The organism is Acinetobacter sp. UBA6720 (assembly GCF_002454215.1).
Classification (GTDB): Bacteria; Pseudomonadota; Gammaproteobacteria; order Pseudomonadales; family Moraxellaceae; genus Acinetobacter.
This window is the reverse complement of sequence record NZ_DKIK01000181.1, coordinates 1-17073: the sequence shown is the minus strand read 5'-3', so window position 1 is coordinate 17073 and position 17073 is coordinate 1. Positions and strand designations below refer to the sequence as shown.

Genomic DNA, 17073 nt, shown 5'->3' with positions numbered 1-17073 from the left:
ACGGCGCCAAATTGTCCCTTGACGAGTGTCTTCCAAAACAACCCCCTGATCTAACAAGGACTGACGAATTCCATCCGCTTTGGCAAACTCTTTGGCTTTTTTCGCGTCTTGACGTTGTTGAATCAAATCTTCAATTTGTTCTTCAGACAAAGCCAAAGCCTCTTGCCCAATGTCAGATTTCAGAAACTCTTCAACATTGTGCTGAACCAAACCTAAAATATTGGTTAAATGACGCAAGGTTGCATAGTAAATTGCCGCTTGCTCAGCATGTTGCTCTTTCACTGCACGGTTCAATTCTTTGTTAACTTCAAACAATACCGCAATGGCTTCGGCGGTATTAAAGTCATCCCGCATGGCACTGTTGAAACGCTCAAGCAATGTTTCATCCAACGTATCGACGTGCGTATCACCATAGGCTTGTTGATATGCCTTAAATGAATGGTAGAAACGTGACAGTGCTGTTTTTGCTTCTTTTAAAGCAACATCAGAGAAGTTCACAGGACTACGATAGTGCGATGACACAATAAAGTAACGAATCACTTCAGGGTGAAACTTATCCATCACATCACGAATGGTAAAGAAATTGCCCAATGACTTCGACATTTTCTCGCCATCAACGTTAATGAAACCGACATGCATCCAGTAGTTGACATACTGCTCACCAGTTGAAGCCTCAGACTGTGCAATTTCATTTTCATGGTGTGGGAACATGAGATCCGAACCACCACCATGAATGTCAAAATGGTTCCCTAGGCAGCAAGTCGACATGGCAGAACATTCAATATGCCAGCCCGGACGACCTTTACCCCACGGCGAAGCCCATGCAGGTTCATTTTCTTTGGCATGTTTCCAAAGCACAAAGTCAAAGGGATGTTTTTTCTCAACTTCAACATCGACCCGTTCAGATGCACCCGCTTGCATGTCTTCCAGTTTGCGACCTGAAAGACGACCATATTTGGCAAATTTTTCTACTTGGAAATACACATCACCATTGGTAGATGGATACGCAGTGCCTTTTTTAACCAAATTGCCAATCATGCTCTGCATTTGGTCAATATAATCCGTTGCACGTGGGGCTTCGTCTGGATGTAGACAACCTAAGTTTTCAGCATCTTCATTCATAGCTTGAATAAAGCGATCGGTCAGCTGAGTAATCGACTCACCATTTTCATTGGCACGTTTAATGATTTTGTCGTCAATGTCGGTAATGTTACGTACATATTTCACGCTCCAACCTTGGCTACGCAGGAAGCGAATAATATAGTCAAATGCAACCATCACGCGCGCATGTCCAATATGACAGTAGTCATACACCGTCATCCCGCAGACATACATATCAATATGCCCCTCAACACGAGGTACGAATTCTACTTTTTTGCGTTGCTCTGAGTTATATAGAACAAATGGTTGCATAGCGATTCAAAAGACTTTAAATATAAGAATGGATTATCTTAACCTAAGCATTATTTTTCATAAAGTTTTCAGAAGATTTTTCTTCAAATTATCTCACCGCTTTCCTTTTTAAACTCATCAAGTGCTAAATTTTCTCATGCAAATCTTAAAGGTGCCACTGGTAAATATTGGCATTGAATAATGCGCTTTGCTGGGCATGAACATACGCATGATCACAGTGCTCGTGGCTATGAGGTTTTGGCACTTCATGGTCTTTTCGAATACAACAACCTTCGACATATTGACTGCTACCATCCAGATAAAACTCTTCTTTCCATACAGGAACTTCATGTTTCACTCGTTCGACAGCTTCCTCACAGGCTTGAAAGGCTTCATGGCGGTGCGCAGCGTAAGCCATCGCAATAATGGCAGTATCGCCAATAGCTAAAGTACCAATCCGATGTACCACCCGAACATAAGACACGCCATATTTGAATTGGATCTCTTGTTCAATTTGACGAATCATTTTTTCAGCGACAGGTGCATAAGCACTATATTTCAATGCTTGGACAGCTTTACCTTGATGGTGATTTCGCACCGTACCAATAAATATACCCATAGCGCCGCACTCAGGAAAATGATGGATACCATCAAAGTCATTTTGACTAAAAGCAGATGCTTGAATACGTGAAAACTGTTTTAAGGTCATTTTAGCCCCCAATCATATGCATACTGATTTTGCGAATAGGTTGGAGTACTTGCTGTTGAATAGTCTGAAAGCCCTGTTCTTTATGCCAGATATAAGTCATCAACTTACTTTTCAAATGCACAGATGCATGTTGATAATCTTGAGCAAGCTGTTGAATATCTGGTTTCAGTTTTAAACCTTGCTTAGCAAAGAGACAATTATAAAACTCGCCCTGCGCATTCAAGCGCAGTCGATCACACTCCCCACAAAACGAGTTGCTAATGGTCGATATAACGCCAACCACACTGCCATCCACCCGATAACTACGCGCTGGATTGGCACCTTGTCCCTCAAGCACTTGCACCGTAAATTGTGAGCTGAGTTGAGACAAAATTTCTTGCTCAGTGATAACATCAGCTTGCGACCAATTTTGATCGCCATCTAAAGGCATAAACTCAATAAAACGTAGTTCTAGCTTTTGCTGCTTGGCCCACTGCACCAAAGGAATAATTTGATCCTCGTTCATTCCTTTCATAAGGACTGTATTGATTTTAATGTTAAAACCAACATCTTGTGCGGCTTGTATTCCCTCAAGCACAGTATGGAGTTGTTTCTTGGTCAGTCTTTGGAATTGATCCGCATCTAAGCTATCCAGACTAATATTTAAGTCATCCAGTCCAGCTTGTTTTAAAGCATCTGCATATTGTTTTAAATAATGACCATTGGTGGTCATTGAAACACGCTTGAGACCCATTTTTTTTAGCGATTGGAGTTGCTCAATAAAATGCACCACTCCCTGCCGCATCAATGGTTCACCCCCCGTAATACGAATCTGCTCAATTCCTTGTCGCACCATAAATTCACAAAAATGATAGAGTGCTTCAAAACTCAGTAGATCATGTTTTTTCATCCATTCAGGATGTTCAGGCATACAATAGACACATTTAAAATTACAACGATCCGTCACGGAGATCCGTAGCTTTCGCTTTTCTCGCCCAAACTGATCTTGGAATACGCCAATTGCGGCTAACTGTGTCATGCTGTTCATCTGTCTTGCCTACGCATCATTTGCGCTGTTATTGAACAGTTCAAATTTCACGCCCTAATTTCTTGGTTTTAAAACAGCAATAAATGTTCCAACTTTGTGCTATTCAACAGATTGAATACGCTCAATTCATAACACGAATAGAACAATACACAGCACATTGTTATATAGATAAAGTAAATCAGACACGTAAAAACAGTTTAAGATATTGTTTTATTTATTTTAAATATATTTCTATTATTAGCTAGTATTACTATTCATTGGTCAAATCACGAGATAGTATCAAAATCATTTTTATTTATGCGATCTGTGCCTACTGCGCAGAATCCGAACCGTTTAAACGCTACTTTTTATAAAAAATTTAACTGACGATGTTGTTGCAATTCATCTAACGAATTAATGCTATGAAAAAACAGTGCATGATTTTTGAAACGTGCCACTTGTGGGTGCAAATCTGCAAAGCACTGTCTTAAACTGCGCTGATTTTGTTCAAGGTGGCAAATCAAAGTCGGTAAGCTACTGCGTTTTACCAAACAAAATGGATATAAAGCACGGTCATTCATTTCAACGATCGCCACACCACAGTTTGGGTCTTGTTGCATCGCCTGATGTAAGCGTGAAAATACTTTTTTCGGAATGAAAGTCACATCACAGGGTACAAACAGTACATAATCTGATTGTACATGCGCCCATGCACTTTTCATCCCCATTAATGGGCCTTGGAAGCCTGTTTCATCATCTTCAAAAAAGCCAATGGATGGAATCAATCGTTCATAAATGGAATGGTCACGGTGGCTATTCACCCACACTTTTGTTGCCCGTGATTTTAACTGTTGATGAATTTTGATGAGCTGGATTTCGTCATCAAACTTTTGTAGCAGTTTATTAATGCCGTTCATACGACGTGCTTGTCCACCTGCTAAAATCACAACTTCAGTGTCAGGATAAGTCACCAGTTTAAATATTTTTCTTTTCATTATACATCCTCAGTTTGACATGCCTTAATCAACCCTCGAATTTCAGGTAAACATGAACCACAATTTCCACCGGCCTTTAAACATGCAGTGACTTGTTTTTCATCGGTGATATTTTTTTCTTTAATGGTCTGAATAATTCTATTTTTACCCACTTTAAAACAACTACACACCAACGGCCCTTCACTTTGCCCCATCGACATTGCTTGACCAGCTAACAATGCCTTACGATGCATTGCGCTTAACCGCTCACGCTTAAAGAGACTTGCAACCCAATCCCGGTCTGGTAACAATGCTTTCGGAGCAATATAAAGGCTCGCAATGAGATGTCCCTCTTGTAACACCACACTATGACTGATGTGCGCTGTTTGATCTTCTAAATTCAGCCATTCAAAGCTTTCATCTTCAAAAGGAAGTAAGCTCTTTAACTTCTCTGTCGTTTCAGTAAAACGATGGCGATCTGCTAACTCATAACGCACTGCTTTGGCTGTTTGAATCTTTGTCCACCATACTGTACTTTCAATGGTTTTCTGAACGATGTTTTCAAAGCCTTTACGTACATAAAATACCCCTTGCCATTGGGTATAAAAGGGTTGAATCATCACAGGCGTATGTTTAAATTCAGGTTCCCCTGAAATAGCATCCACCACAGGGTTTACGACTTTACCTATACGTGCATCTGATGCAAATTGATCATTCCAGTGAATCGGTGCAAAAATTTGTCCCCGACGAATATTATCACTCACTGTGGCACGTAATACACAGTTCCCCCAAACCGATTTGATTTCAACTAACTCTCCATCTTTGAGTCCATATTTTAATGCATCGTTAGGATGAATTTCGCAATATGGCTCTGCTTTATGTGTACTTAAGTTGGCTGATAAACCGGTACGAGTCATGGTGTGCCATTGATCTCGAATTCGACCAGTATTCAATACCAATGGATATTCACTGCAAGTTTTATTAACTGCGCCAACAGCAGCTGTTGCAATAAATTTTGCTTTACGATCCGCATGACTAAACTGCCCTGTTTCAAATAACTGAGCAACAGCACCATCTTGTTGATTTTTATTTAGAATAGGCCATTGAACTGGCTCAAGATATTGATATTCAGTAAATGAAAGATCACTTAAACCTTTCAAATTGAAATAGCGAAAAACCTCAGACGCCGGACACTGACCCAGTCCCGCATTTTGATAAGCTGAAAGCTCTGCGTGTTCCTTGAAAATGTCATGGCTACTTTCAAAGTCAAAACCACTAAAGCCCAGCTTTTTAGCCACTTGAGAAACTGACCACCAATCTGCTTTGGCTTGTTCTGGGCAGTCCAAAAAGGCACGTTGTCGTGAAATACGACGCTCTGAATTGGTGACTGTACCATCTTTTTCTCCCCACCCAAGAGCAGGCAATAACACATCGGCATATTGCGTGGTATCCGTATCTTTGCAAATGTCTGAAACAATCACAAACTCACATTTTTCTAGCGCACGTTTTACCTGATCAGCATTTGGTAAACTCACGACAGGGTTGGTCGCCATAATCCAAATGGCTTTAATTTTCCCTGCCTCAACCGCTTCGAAAAGGTCAACAGCTTTTAAACCCACTTGTTTCGCAATTGTCGGGCTTTGCCAAAACTGCTGTACTAATTGTTGGTGTTTTTGATTATCCAAGTCCATGTGTGCCGCAAGCATATTTGCAAGACCACCAACTTCACGCCCACCCATCGCATTCGGTTGTCCTGTCATTGAAAACGGCGCAGCACCCAACTTGCCAATTTTTCCAGTCAACAAATGACAATTAATAATACTATTGGCCTTATCTACCCCACGTGAAGATTGGTTTACCCCCATTGAAAACAAGCTCATTACTTTGTCTGTTTGAGCAAATTTTTCAAAAAACAAGGTCAATTTTTCCGCTGAAATTCCTGTACGCTCAATCAAACTTTCGATCGAAAACTCAGTTTCACTGCTGATAAGCGCAGCATCTAAGCCTTGGGTATGCTTTGCAATAAAATCGGTATCGGTATAATGATTGGTTGCCAAATACTGCAATAGACCATTGAACAAAGTAACATCTTGACCCGGCAAAATTGGCAAGTGTAAATCTGCAGCCTCACAAGTAGCAGTAAACCGTGGATCAATCACAACGACAAAAAGATCTCTTTCTTCTTTAGCTTTCATTATGCGCTGATACAATACAGGATGGCACCATGCTGTATTTGAACCAACCAGAACCACCATATCCGTATGTTCAAAATCATGATAACTAGCAGGAACTAAATCTTCCCCAAAGGCACGTTTATGTGCTGCTACCGCTGAAGACATACATAGTCTTGAATTGGTATCAATATTGGCTGTGCCAAGATAACCTTTTACAAATTTATTGACCACATAATAATCTTCTGTCAACAACTGACCTGACACATAAAAAGCAATACTTTCAGGGCCATATTGATCTATATAGTGTTGGAATTTATCAGCAATTAAATCAGTTGCAGTATCCCAATCTGTTTGTATTCTCGATGTTTTTTGGATACACGTATCTAAATCTTTTTTGCGGCCTAACATTGGGTGTAAAACCCGTGTCTCTAAGCCCACTGTATCGGCTAAATTACTACCTTTGATACACAGTTTTCCGTAATTTGATGGATGATTTAAATCCCCCACCACAGACACTTTTCGCCCTAAAGCAGTTTCTTCAACAGTTGCCGTTACTCCACATCCCACACCACAATAAGGGCACGTCGTTTGTGTCGTTTTAATCATTTTTTCTGTGGAGCTATGCAGTTCCATTACAGGGATACTATTCATAGAAACTCCTTAATTTTGAAATATACAATTTGATTCATTACGACGACGTCTTTGCAAGAAAGTTAATTTTCAGGAATAAACTTCGGTTAGACCTACTTTTCTTTGTCGAAGAGTAGGCAAAACCTAAGATGCGACTAAAACAACGCAAGATCCGCAAACTCATTGCATCCGTCATTTACCTAAAAGTCCGCAGAAACATTCGTTTCCATGTTTGCTATCAACTCAAACAATAGTAGATAACGTTTCCGCGTATCGAGCTTCAATACATTAAAAGGTTGGGTTTTGATCACCCTGCTATTTTTAATGCAAAATCTTTACCAAATAACAATTTATTGCGAATTGATGAAATTGGCGTTTGATCCGAAATAAGTTCTGCATACCAAGCTCCATCTTCCGTGTCACCAAATAGAACTGCACCAATCACCTTATCCTTTTGAATAATAATGCGTTTATAAATCTGACGCTTTTCATCATTTAAAATAATATCTTCAAAATCATCTTTCGGTTCAAAATTGCCTGCTGAGAACACATCACAACCGCTGACTTTTAATTGAGTCGGTACTGTTGGCGCTTTAAACGTCAAACTGCCGTGCTCAGCCAAATGCGATGCACAAATAAACGCTTGCCCCCAAAGTGGCTCAACCAAACCAAAAGTCTGGTTACGGTGTTCGATACATTCACCTACCGCATAAATACTTGGGTCATACGTTTGCATGGTGTCATTCACCAAGACACCTCGGTTACAGCGGAGACCTGCACTTTGTGCTAAGGCCATATTAGGACGAATACCTACAGCAAAAACCACTAGGTCTGCATCTAAAACTGTGCCATCTTTCAAACGAACCTGTGTCACATGACCATCCACCCCAATCAAAGCTTCAGTATTCGCCTCTGTAATGATTGAAATGCCCTTTTGTTCGATACTATGACGTAACATTTGGCTCGCTTTACTATCTAGCTGACGCTCCATAATGCGATCCATCAAATGCAACACCGTCACATTCATACCACGCTGTTTTAGGCCATACGCCGCTTCCAAACCAAGTAAACCACCGCCAATCACCACAGCATTCTTTTTAGATTTACTGTATTCAAGCATGGTATTCACATCGTAAATATCACGGAAACTCAGCACACCTTTTAAATCCGAACCTTGCACAGGTGGGATAAATGGTTTTGAGCCTGTCGCTAAAATCAAACGATCATAATCTACCATCACGCCTTTTTCGGTATAAACTTGCTTACGTGGGCGGTCAATACGCACTGCTGGGTCGCCTGCAATAAAGCGAATATTTTTATCGCTATACCATGCATGCGGATGCAACATGATGTCATCAATAGTCTTATCACCAGATAGAACAGGTGATAGCATGATGCGGTTATAATTACCCCATGGCTCTTCACCAATCACCGTCACTTCATAACGATCTGGTGCCATATCGAGTAAATCCTCTAGGCAACGCATACCTGCCAAACCGTTCCCCACCAAGACCAACTTCATTTTTTCCTGAGAAGTACCATTATTGGTGATATAGGTTTTTTGTGGCGTTGGGCTAATGAGTACGCGGCCATTTTCAATCTTGCTTGGGAAAACCAAAAGTTTTTGATCTTTATCTTCCAAACAACGACCTGTTGCTAAACTAAAATGTTGCTTATAAATAGGCGACGCAATAACACGCTCACCTTGTAAATCACCAATGATGCCACGTGACATCACAAAAGCTTTACTAAACGGATCTTGGTTGCTCAAAGCATAAACACGCTTTTCACTGCCTACCCGAAAAATTGCAATTTGTTGATCTTCGAGTAGCGCACCTACACCTGTATTTGGCGTAATATCATCCAAGGCGCAAATATCCAACCAATCCAGTTCATTCATATCTTTTAAAATTGTCATCATCTTTATCCTTTTAAACTTTTTCATCCCCTCTCTATATTTTCTTTTAAGAGAGCACTAGAGAGAAAAGTTTGAATACCTTAATTTGTTAAGCTTCAACCACAGGAATACGGCTGCTATCACGTTCCGCTTCAGTTTTCGGACGAATTTGTCCACGTACAGAAGCAAACTGAATATGCGGATCTTGTTGTTGTTCAGCTTTTGCATTGATAAAGGTGACAAAACGCTTACGCACCTCTGGGTCTTCAACCGCAGTACGCCACTCATCCTGATACGTCCCAACCACATGGCTCATGCGATTCTCAAGTTCAGTAGCCAGACCTAAAGAATCATTTACAATAACGTCTTTTAAATAATCTAAACCACCTTCCATGTTGTCACGCCATACTGATGTACGTTGGAGACGATCCGCAGTTTGGATATAGAACATGAAGAAACGGTCAATGTATTGAATCAGCGTTTGTGTATCTAAGTCTGAAGCCAATAATTCTGCATGACGTGGTTTCATCCCACCGTTACCACAAACATATAAATTCCAGCCTTTCTCGGTTGCAATCACACCCACATCTTTACTTTGCGCCTCAGCACATTCACGTGTACAACCCGAAACTGCCATTTTTAATTTATGTGGTGAACGTAAGCCTTTGTAACGATTTTCAAGGAAAATCGCTAAACCAACAGAATCATCAACCCCATAACGACACCATGTACTGCCAACACACGACTTCACCGTACGCAGTGATTTACCGTAGGCATGTCCAGATTCAAAACCAGCGGCAATCAACTTTTCCCAAATTTCTGGCAATTGGTGAATTTGAGCACCAAACATGTCAACACGTTGGCCGCCTGTCAGTTTGGTATATAAACCGTATTCTTTGGCAATTTGACCCACTGCAATCAAACCATCTGGTGTCACTTCTCCACCCGCCATACGAGGTACAACCGAGTAAGACCCGTCTTTTTGAATATTTCCTAGATAGTAATCATTACTGTCTTGCAGACCAGCATGGCTTGGTTTTAAAACAAAATCATTCCAACATGATGCTAAAATATTTGCTGCAGCTGGTTTACAAATATCACAGCCTAAACCATGACCATGTTGTTGAATCAAATCATCAAAGCTTTTGATTTCATTCACTCGTACCAAGTGATACAACTCTTGGCGTGAATAAGCAAAGTGTTCGCAAATATGGTTATTTACAGTCACGCCTTGGCGTTGTAATTCAGATTTTAATACTTGCGTCACTAACGCTGCGCATCCGCCACATGCTGTTGCCGCTTTAGTGCATTTTTTTAGAGCTCCTAAAGACGTCGAACCCTCTGCAATTGCGCTACAAATATCTGCTTTAGACACGTTATTACATGAACAAATCGTTGCACTGTCTGGGAGCAGATCAACACCACTTCCACCCGTTTTTGCTGAAGATTGAGCATAACCTGGCATGATTAAGCTTTCAGGATTCTCTGGAACTGCTAATCCATTCAGCATCATTTGTAATAAGTCGTTGTACTCTTTTGCACAACCCACCAGTACTGCGCCTAATAATTTCGTTTTTTCGGCATTCACAACAATCTTTTTATAGACCATCGTGTCTTCATCTGCATAGAAATAGCTTAGTGCATTCGGTGTCATCGCATGCGCATCCCCGACAGAAGCAACATCTACTCCCATAAGCTTCAATTTGGTGCTCATATCTGCACCCGCAAACTCTGGACAAGCTTGTTCTGTCACATGTTTTGCTGCAATACGTGCCATGTCGTAGCCTGGAGCAACCAAACCGTAGATCTTGTTATTCCATAATGCACATTCACCAATCGCATAAATGTCAGCATCAGAAGTTTGACAATAATCATTAATGACAATACCGCCACGCTCGCCAACAGCCAAACCGCTTTGACGCGCCAATTCATCACGTGGACGAATCCCTGCTGAAAACAACACAATATCTGTTTCAAGTTCAGAGCCATCTCCAAACTTCATCACGTGTGTAGCATTAAGACCATCTTCGATGGATGATGTTGCTTTTTGGGTATGAACTTTTACCCCAAGATTCTCAATTTTAGAACGTAAAACTTTACCGCCTAAATCATCAATTTGAACTGCCATCAAGCGTGGTGCAAACTCAACCACATGTGTTTCCAAATCTAAATCACGTAGTGCCTTAGCCGCTTCTAAACCGAGTAATCCACCACCAATCACCACACCAGACTTTGCGGTCAGACTTGCTGCACGAATTGCATCTAAATCTTCAATGGTGCGATATACGAAACAGTTTTGACGATCATTTCCTGGGATTGGAGGAACAAAGGCATAAGAACCCGTTGCGAGCACCAACTTGTCATAACTGATCACATCGCCATGATTCGTGGTGATCAATTTATTTACTGTATCAATTGCAGTTGCTTTAGTCGCTAAGCGGAGATCTATACCATAAGCATCAGCAAAGTCCGCACGACATAAGGTCAAATCTTTTGCAGATTTACCTGTAAAATACTCAGTTAAATGTACACGGTCATACGCTAAACGTGGCTCTTCTGCCAAGATCGTAATTTCAACATCATCACCTGCATGTTCTAGCACAGATTCAATGAATTTATGCCCTACCATGCCATGACCAATCATCACTAATTTCATATCAATTCTCCTTAATTCCTGTTGTTATTTTGGCTTAAACGCTTTGTTTGATTACAGTTGAAGCATTTTGCTCCACGCTATTTCGCTCAAGTAACGCAGCTTCAAATAACTTTTGCTCTTTCTCTTTGTGTTCTACGGAGAAACGAATCATGAGCACACAACTTGCGGCGATGACGACCAAGCCACCTAGAATCATGAGTGTGGTTTGAATATCCAACATCCCTTTAAGTAAGAAGCCTGCAGCCACAGCACCAACGTTACCACCAGCACCGATAATGCCTGCGACACCTCCCAAAGCATCACGGTCAATGAATGGAACCAATGCATAAGTCGCACCACAAGCCATGTGAGTAAACAATGCAAATACGGTCATTGCGAGAATGGCAAGGACTGCTGTATTCATTTGTGAAAATACGATTAAGAACAGACCTTCCATCAAAATCATTGCAAATAGAACTTTAGTACGACCATCTAAGCCTTTTTTAGTTGCAATTTTGTCTGAAACAATGCCACCAAATGCACGGGCAAATAGAGCCAGTAAGCCGAAAATGCCCGCAGCCATACCTGCTTCTTTTAAACCAAATTTAAAGTGATCTACGTAGTACATTGCGACGATGTTATGAATGAAGATTTCGATACCAAAACATGCAGCATAAGCACCAAACAAAATCCAAACACGATAGTTTTTTGCAGCATGCATCAAAATAGCCACACCGCCTTTTTTATCAGAACCAACACTTACACCATCTGCACGTAGTTCTTTAAAGTTGCCTTGTGGACAGTCTTGTGTAAATTTCCAATACATCAAACCGACAATCAGCATCAATATGCCTGGAACAAGTAATGCAATTCTCCAGCCCATAGATTGCTCAACACCAAACATCACTAAAGCACCAAGCATCAATGGCATAAGTACTTGTGTTGCACCTCCACCAGCATTTCCCCAACCTGCTGCCGCCGCATTTGCAGTTCCAACTACATTTGGTGCAAACATGATGCTAGTGTGATACTGAGTGATGACAAAACTTGCACCAATTGCACCGATAAGCAAACGAAAGAAGAGGAATGATTCATAGCTATTTGCTGAAGCAACGCCAAAAACTGGAATACTGCCTAGGATAAGAAGTGCTGTATATGTTTTGCGTGGACCGTATTTATCACACAGTGGACCTACAATCAGACGAACAAGAATGGTGATGGCTACGGCTGCAATATTAATATTGGCGATTTGATCTTTTGTGAGATGAAATTCACCTGCTATCACAGGCATCAATGGCGCACAGGCAAACCATGCAAAGAAGCAGACAAAAAAGGCGAGCCAACTCATGTGGAAGGCTCTCATTGCTGCGCCATTGAAACTAAAAAGACTTATTTTTGTTGCTTTTTTAGCATTTAAATTTGAAGACATAACCTTCTCCAGACAGAACTGAGCGTATTGTTTTTCCACAACACAAAAACTTGTGGTGTAGAAGCGATCAGAACGGACGTCGTTGGCCGTCTTACAAATTTGATTTAGAGTCGTCTTTGACTCGATTAAGATTAAGCAATGATTGTGCCAATATTTAACAAAGCAATTTAATATAATGATTTTTATTGTTTTTTATAATTAGAATACTTGCACTATAGCCAATATCAGCCTGTCCTTTTCAAGAGGCAACTTCATGTTTTTTCGACTTCTTAACGGCGTGATCACTATTGGTGCATTTTGCATTATCGCTGAGCAAACAACGAATTTTTGAATTGTCTCTGTGCTCTCTAGTGGGTCTCCCGTTACTCTTCAAAAGTAATTTGTACTTCAAGCTGTATATTTTATTTTGTGTTAGGCTTCTATTTCATCCAATGTGTTTAAACAGGCTTGTTTAGACAAGCAACTCAGATACATATTTTTCTTTGATTAAAGTCTTTTTTACTCGGTATACACAGCTTATAGCGAATCTCTACGTAAAAAATTGACTCACCAATCTGAGATAAAGCTGGATTTTCATACATTTGGCATTTAAATTGCTAGCACAATTTTAGATCCCATTTTTCAGGTTTACCTGAGCACTGTACAGCATGCCTAAACTGAAAATCGCCTTGATTGACGACAATCAAGAACGCGCACAATTTATTCGTACATCCCTTATCGAACATGATTTCGATGTAGTTGCCTGCCTGATTATAGATCACTTGAATATTAATCGCCTTGAGCAATTAAATGCAGACGTTATTTTATTAGATATGGATCACCCACAACGGGATATTATTGAAAGTTGCGTGAGCCAGTTCAACTTACCTACTGTTTTATTTACTAAAAACAGCCATAAAGACACGATTAAAAGTGCCATAGATGCGGGTGTTACAGCTTATATTGTGGATGGTATAGACCCGTCAAAGTTAAAAAGTATTTTAGAAATATCTATCGAGCAGTTTCGTAAACACAAAAAGCTACTTTCCGATTTACAAGATACTAAAAATAAACTTGCAGACCGTAAAGATGTAGAGCGTGCAAAGGTATTACTTATGCAACTACACGACCTGTCCGAAGATGATGCTTTTCAGCTACTACGTAAAAATGCCATGAGCCATCGTATGACTATTGGTGAAATGGCAAGACGACTGTTGGATGCTCAACAGCTTCTACAATCTCAATTCAAGGACTAAGGCATGGCTCATTTAGAAAAGACGCAACTTCAACTGGGCTATATTCCGCTTTTAGACTGTGTTGCTTTATTATGGGCAAAACAACGAGGTTTTTTTGAAGAAGTCGGTTTAGATGTAAGCTTAGTCAAAGAAGCTTCTTGGGCGAGCTTAAGAGACCGTTTAGCTTTTGGTTTTCTTGATGCAGCCCATTGTCTATCTGCGATGTTACCTGCGGCTGCACTGGCGCAGGATCAACTCGGTATTCCACTACAAACACCGCTTGTTCTGAGCTATAACAGTGCATTTATCAGTTTGAGCCAAAAGCTCTGTTATGCACTAAACATTCAAAAAAATGACGATGCAGCAGTGACTGCACATAAATTTTATACTGCAATGCAGCATAAACAACAGCTGGCTATTGCACATGTCTTTAAGCAATCTATCCATCATTATTGCTTACGTGAATGGCTGGCATTGGCCAATCCTGATTTTGCGAAACATGTTCAACTACGTACACTTCCCCCACCCTACATGGTAGAAGCCATTTCAAATCAGCTCATTGAGGGATTCTGTGTCGGAGAACCATGGAACACTCAAGCTGAAATTCAAGGTTATAGCCAAATTATTGCAACTGGAACAGACATTATTCCGCGGGTTGCAGATAAGGTTTTGGCAGTCACGCAAGAATGGGCCATATCCAATCCAAATACACTTTCAGCCTTAGTCCAAGCTATAGAAAAAGCCCAAGATGAACTCAAAAAAATGGAAAATTTTGAAGCTGTATGGCAGGTTCTGGTCGATTACAACATCATTCGTTTCCCATGTTCTGATAGTGTACATGTTGAAAAATATTATCTAATTCAAAGTATTATTCGCGGCTTTATTAGAGAACATGCTTTGCCACAAGTTTCAGACTTCATTTGGCTTACCGAGCAAATGCAAAAATGGGATGATGTGGATTTAAATAATGATGAAATCCGCAGAATTAGTGATAACTGTGTCATTTCACCAAAACTTAATTTTTAAATTATTACGAAATGTAAACCGAGTTGTAATTACGCACCATTTTAGAACATCTATTTTAAATAATATTATGAAGTAAATCTAAGACCTAACTTGACCGACTTTTTAAAGGAAATCTTTCCTTGGCTTCTGTCTATCTGGCCTTGCTATTTACTTAAACTTAAAGCGATGTAAGCTATTTTTTCAAACATGAAAACAATAGATAAATGAGTCATGATGACTACTGATACATAGAACATCAAACTAACCGATGAATAATGGAGGTGAATTATGTTTACCGAGGAAAATCGCCATGTATCTTTATTGCATGCGATTAATAAAATACTGATTAAAGACTGGGACCCACTATGTATTTATCGTAATCCAGCTCTACAAGATGAATATGAAGAATACTTACCTAATTTATTTCGCTTTATCTGTGAAAAATCCAGTGAAACTGAGATTTTTGAGTATTTATGGTGGATTGAAAATAAAGTCATGGAAGTCAAAGCCAATAGAACACACACGATGAAAATTGCTCATTTATTGAAAAATTTACAAGAAACTTAGTTGATCATTGTGCAATGATAAATCAGCACCTAAAGCAAAAAACCGCACAATGCCAAAAGCAAAGTATTGAGTTTATTTCCAACCATCAAAACCACTTAGGCAGGGCTGTTTTCCGTGCACTTTAATGCTTCACGGCCACCACAAATCAAATTTCGCTGCTGTGTAGCGATATCGCTATATAAGCTGACACATGATCAACGGCACCAAACTTTTATGGTCCTGCACTAAAATGGCAAATAAAAATGGCCATGATCAGCAATACTGACCATAGCCACGTGATATTGATTACTAAAATAATCAACCAACATCGGCGAATCGAATATACGTACTTAGAATGATCCGCCATATACATTACAGCTTGCGATACATTTGACCACTCAGCACCAATATAGATCAGTGCGAACTAGCCTTTAGATCGAAGTTAAACCGTTCAATCCATTTCGCATCAGACTCAACTCGTAACATATAGCCTTATGCAACGTGTTTTTTCACCAGTACTGCACCAACAGAATAACCTGCACCAAATGAGCACAGGATGCCATATTCACCATCATTAACTTGGTCTGCTGTGCGGTGCAACGCAATGATAACCCCTGCGGATGAGGTATTTGCAAACTCATCTAAAATGATTGGCACTAAATCGGGTTGAGCATGTTCTTTGCCCACAACCAATTTTAAAATCAATTCATTCATGCTGGCATTGGCTTGGTGCAACCAGAAACGTTTCACATCAGTCGGTGCAATATTGTTTTTCTCAAGCTGCGCTGTAATCATTTTGGCAACCAGTGGACAAACTTCTTTGAACACTTTACGACCGTCTTGAGCGAAACGATTATTTTCAATGTCTGCATCGACTTCACTTAAGTTTAAGAAACCAAAGTTATTGCGGATGTTATTTGAAAACTGTGTGAATAAATTAATGTCTTCAATTTCAAAACCAGTTTTGCTGTCGGTTTCTTCAATGATTGAAGCCGTTGCGACATCACCAAAGATAAAATGGCAGTCCCGTGAACGGTAGTCGGTATGACCAGAGGTGATTTCGACATTCACCAATAATACACGGCGTCCGCCTGCTTTGATTGCATCATAGGCTTGTTTAATGCCAAAAGTTGCTGCCGAACACGCCACGTTCATGTCGTAGGCATAGCCTTGAATACCAAGTGCAGTTTGAATTTCAATTGCAACCGCAGGGTAAGCTCGTTGTAAGTTTGAGCATGACAAAATCACGACATCAATATCTTCTGCAGTTACGCCTGCATTTTCCATCGCTTGTTTCGCTGCGATCACGCCCCATTCGGCTTGAATCGAGAGTTCATCATTTGAACGCTCATGTAACAATGGACGTAAACGCTTCGGATCTAAGATCCCTGTCTTCTCAACCACATAACGACGTTTTACACCAGATGCTTTTTCAATGAACTCTGCGCTTGACCCACGACGG

At 40.3% G+C, this 17073-nt stretch carries 12 protein-coding genes; 3 read left to right on the top strand and 9 right to left on the bottom strand.

Annotated elements, in window-relative coordinates:
- The 8 genes from cysS to B4F08_RS15310 all read right to left on the bottom strand — a co-directional run.
- Positions 1–1413 (bottom strand): cysteine--tRNA ligase (cysS, locus tag B4F08_RS15345; RefSeq protein ID WP_291375196.1); only part of this gene is annotated, 1413 nt, incomplete at its 3' end.
- 145 nt (positions 1414–1558) lie between these two features.
- On the bottom strand, positions 1559–2101 hold the full coding sequence (locus B4F08_RS15340) for a molybdenum cofactor biosynthesis protein MoaE (protein ID WP_110975178.1): 543 nt from the start codon (positions 2099–2101) through the stop codon (positions 1559–1561).
- A 1-nt stretch (position 2102) separates the two neighbouring features.
- Entirely contained in the window at positions 2103–3128 is a 1026-nt protein-coding gene (gene moaA, locus B4F08_RS15335; RefSeq protein ID WP_119063492.1) for a GTP 3',8-cyclase MoaA, read from the bottom strand.
- 347 nt (positions 3129–3475) lie between these two features.
- Positions 3476–4102 (bottom strand): molybdenum cofactor guanylyltransferase, encoded by a 627-nt coding sequence (gene mobA / locus B4F08_RS15330; protein WP_086208371.1) that lies wholly within the window; start codon positions 4100–4102, stop codon positions 3476–3478.
- The gene (locus B4F08_RS15325; RefSeq protein ID WP_291375193.1) at positions 4102–6906 is read right to left on the bottom strand and encodes a nitrate reductase; all 2805 of its coding nucleotides are present in this window, start codon (positions 6904–6906) and stop codon (positions 4102–4104) included. The genes mobA and B4F08_RS15325 overlap by 1 nt, the downstream gene beginning before the upstream one ends.
- Before the next feature lie 286 nt (positions 6907–7192).
- On the bottom strand, positions 7193–8803 hold the full coding sequence (gene nirD, locus B4F08_RS15320) for a nitrite reductase small subunit NirD (RefSeq protein ID WP_086208373.1): 1611 nt from the start codon (positions 8801–8803) through the stop codon (positions 7193–7195).
- Positions 8804–8891: 88 nt separating this feature from the next.
- Positions 8892–11438 (bottom strand): nitrite reductase large subunit NirB, encoded by a 2547-nt coding sequence (nirB, locus tag B4F08_RS15315; RefSeq protein WP_086208374.1) that lies wholly within the window; start codon positions 11436–11438, stop codon positions 8892–8894.
- 34 nt (positions 11439–11472) lie between these two features.
- Entirely contained in the window at positions 11473–12846 is a 1374-nt protein-coding gene (locus tag B4F08_RS15310) for an MFS transporter (protein WP_086208375.1), read from the bottom strand.
- Positions 12847–13493: 647 nt separating this feature from the next.
- Here B4F08_RS15310 and B4F08_RS15305 point away from each other — a divergent pair.
- From B4F08_RS15305 to B4F08_RS15295, 3 genes are all read left to right on the top strand, one after another.
- Positions 13494–14081 (top strand): ANTAR domain-containing response regulator, encoded by a 588-nt coding sequence (locus B4F08_RS15305; RefSeq protein WP_119063497.1) that lies wholly within the window; start codon positions 13494–13496, stop codon positions 14079–14081.
- Positions 14082–14084: 3 nt separating this feature from the next.
- Positions 14085–15086: an ABC transporter substrate-binding protein gene (locus tag B4F08_RS15300; RefSeq protein WP_086208377.1), complete on the top strand. Its 1002-nt coding sequence runs from the start codon at positions 14085–14087 to the stop codon at positions 15084–15086.
- 267 nt (positions 15087–15353) lie between these two features.
- The gene (locus tag B4F08_RS15295; protein ID WP_086208378.1) at positions 15354–15632 is read left to right on the top strand and encodes a hypothetical protein; all 279 of its coding nucleotides are present in this window, start codon (positions 15354–15356) and stop codon (positions 15630–15632) included.
- A 471-nt stretch (positions 15633–16103) separates the two neighbouring features.
- Here B4F08_RS15295 and B4F08_RS15290 read toward each other — a convergent pair.
- Positions 16104–17073, bottom strand: a 970-nt coding sequence (locus tag B4F08_RS15290) for a beta-ketoacyl-ACP synthase III (RefSeq protein ID WP_291375190.1), incomplete at its 5' end; no start/stop codon positions are given.

Excerpts from the sequence above, each read along its gene's own strand:
- B4F08_RS15340 (WP_110975178.1), bottom strand. The coding sequence starts at position 2,101 with ATGACCTTAAAACAGTTTTCACGTATTCAAGCATCTGCTTTTAGTCAA.
- moaA (WP_119063492.1), bottom strand. The coding sequence starts at position 3,128 with ATGAACAGCATGACACAGTTAGCCGCAATTGGCGTATTCCAAGATCAG.
- mobA (WP_086208371.1), bottom strand. The coding sequence starts at position 4,102 with ATGAAAAGAAAAATATTTAAACTGGTGACTTATCCTGACACTGAAGTT.
- B4F08_RS15325 (WP_291375193.1), bottom strand. The coding sequence starts at position 6,906 with ATGAATAGTATCCCTGTAATGGAACTGCATAGCTCCACAGAAAAAATG.
- nirD (WP_086208373.1), bottom strand. The coding sequence starts at position 8,803 with ATGACAATTTTAAAAGATATGAATGAACTGGATTGGTTGGATATTTGC.
- nirB (WP_086208374.1), bottom strand. The coding sequence starts at position 11,438 with ATGAAATTAGTGATGATTGGTCATGGCATGGTAGGGCATAAATTCATT.
- B4F08_RS15310 (WP_086208375.1), bottom strand. The coding sequence starts at position 12,846 with ATGTCTTCAAATTTAAATGCTAAAAAAGCAACAAAAATAAGTCTTTTT.
- B4F08_RS15305 (WP_119063497.1), top strand. The coding sequence starts at position 13,494 with ATGCCTAAACTGAAAATCGCCTTGATTGACGACAATCAAGAACGCGCA.
- B4F08_RS15300 (WP_086208377.1), top strand. The coding sequence starts at position 14,085 with ATGGCTCATTTAGAAAAGACGCAACTTCAACTGGGCTATATTCCGCTT.
- B4F08_RS15295 (WP_086208378.1), top strand. The coding sequence starts at position 15,354 with ATGTTTACCGAGGAAAATCGCCATGTATCTTTATTGCATGCGATTAAT.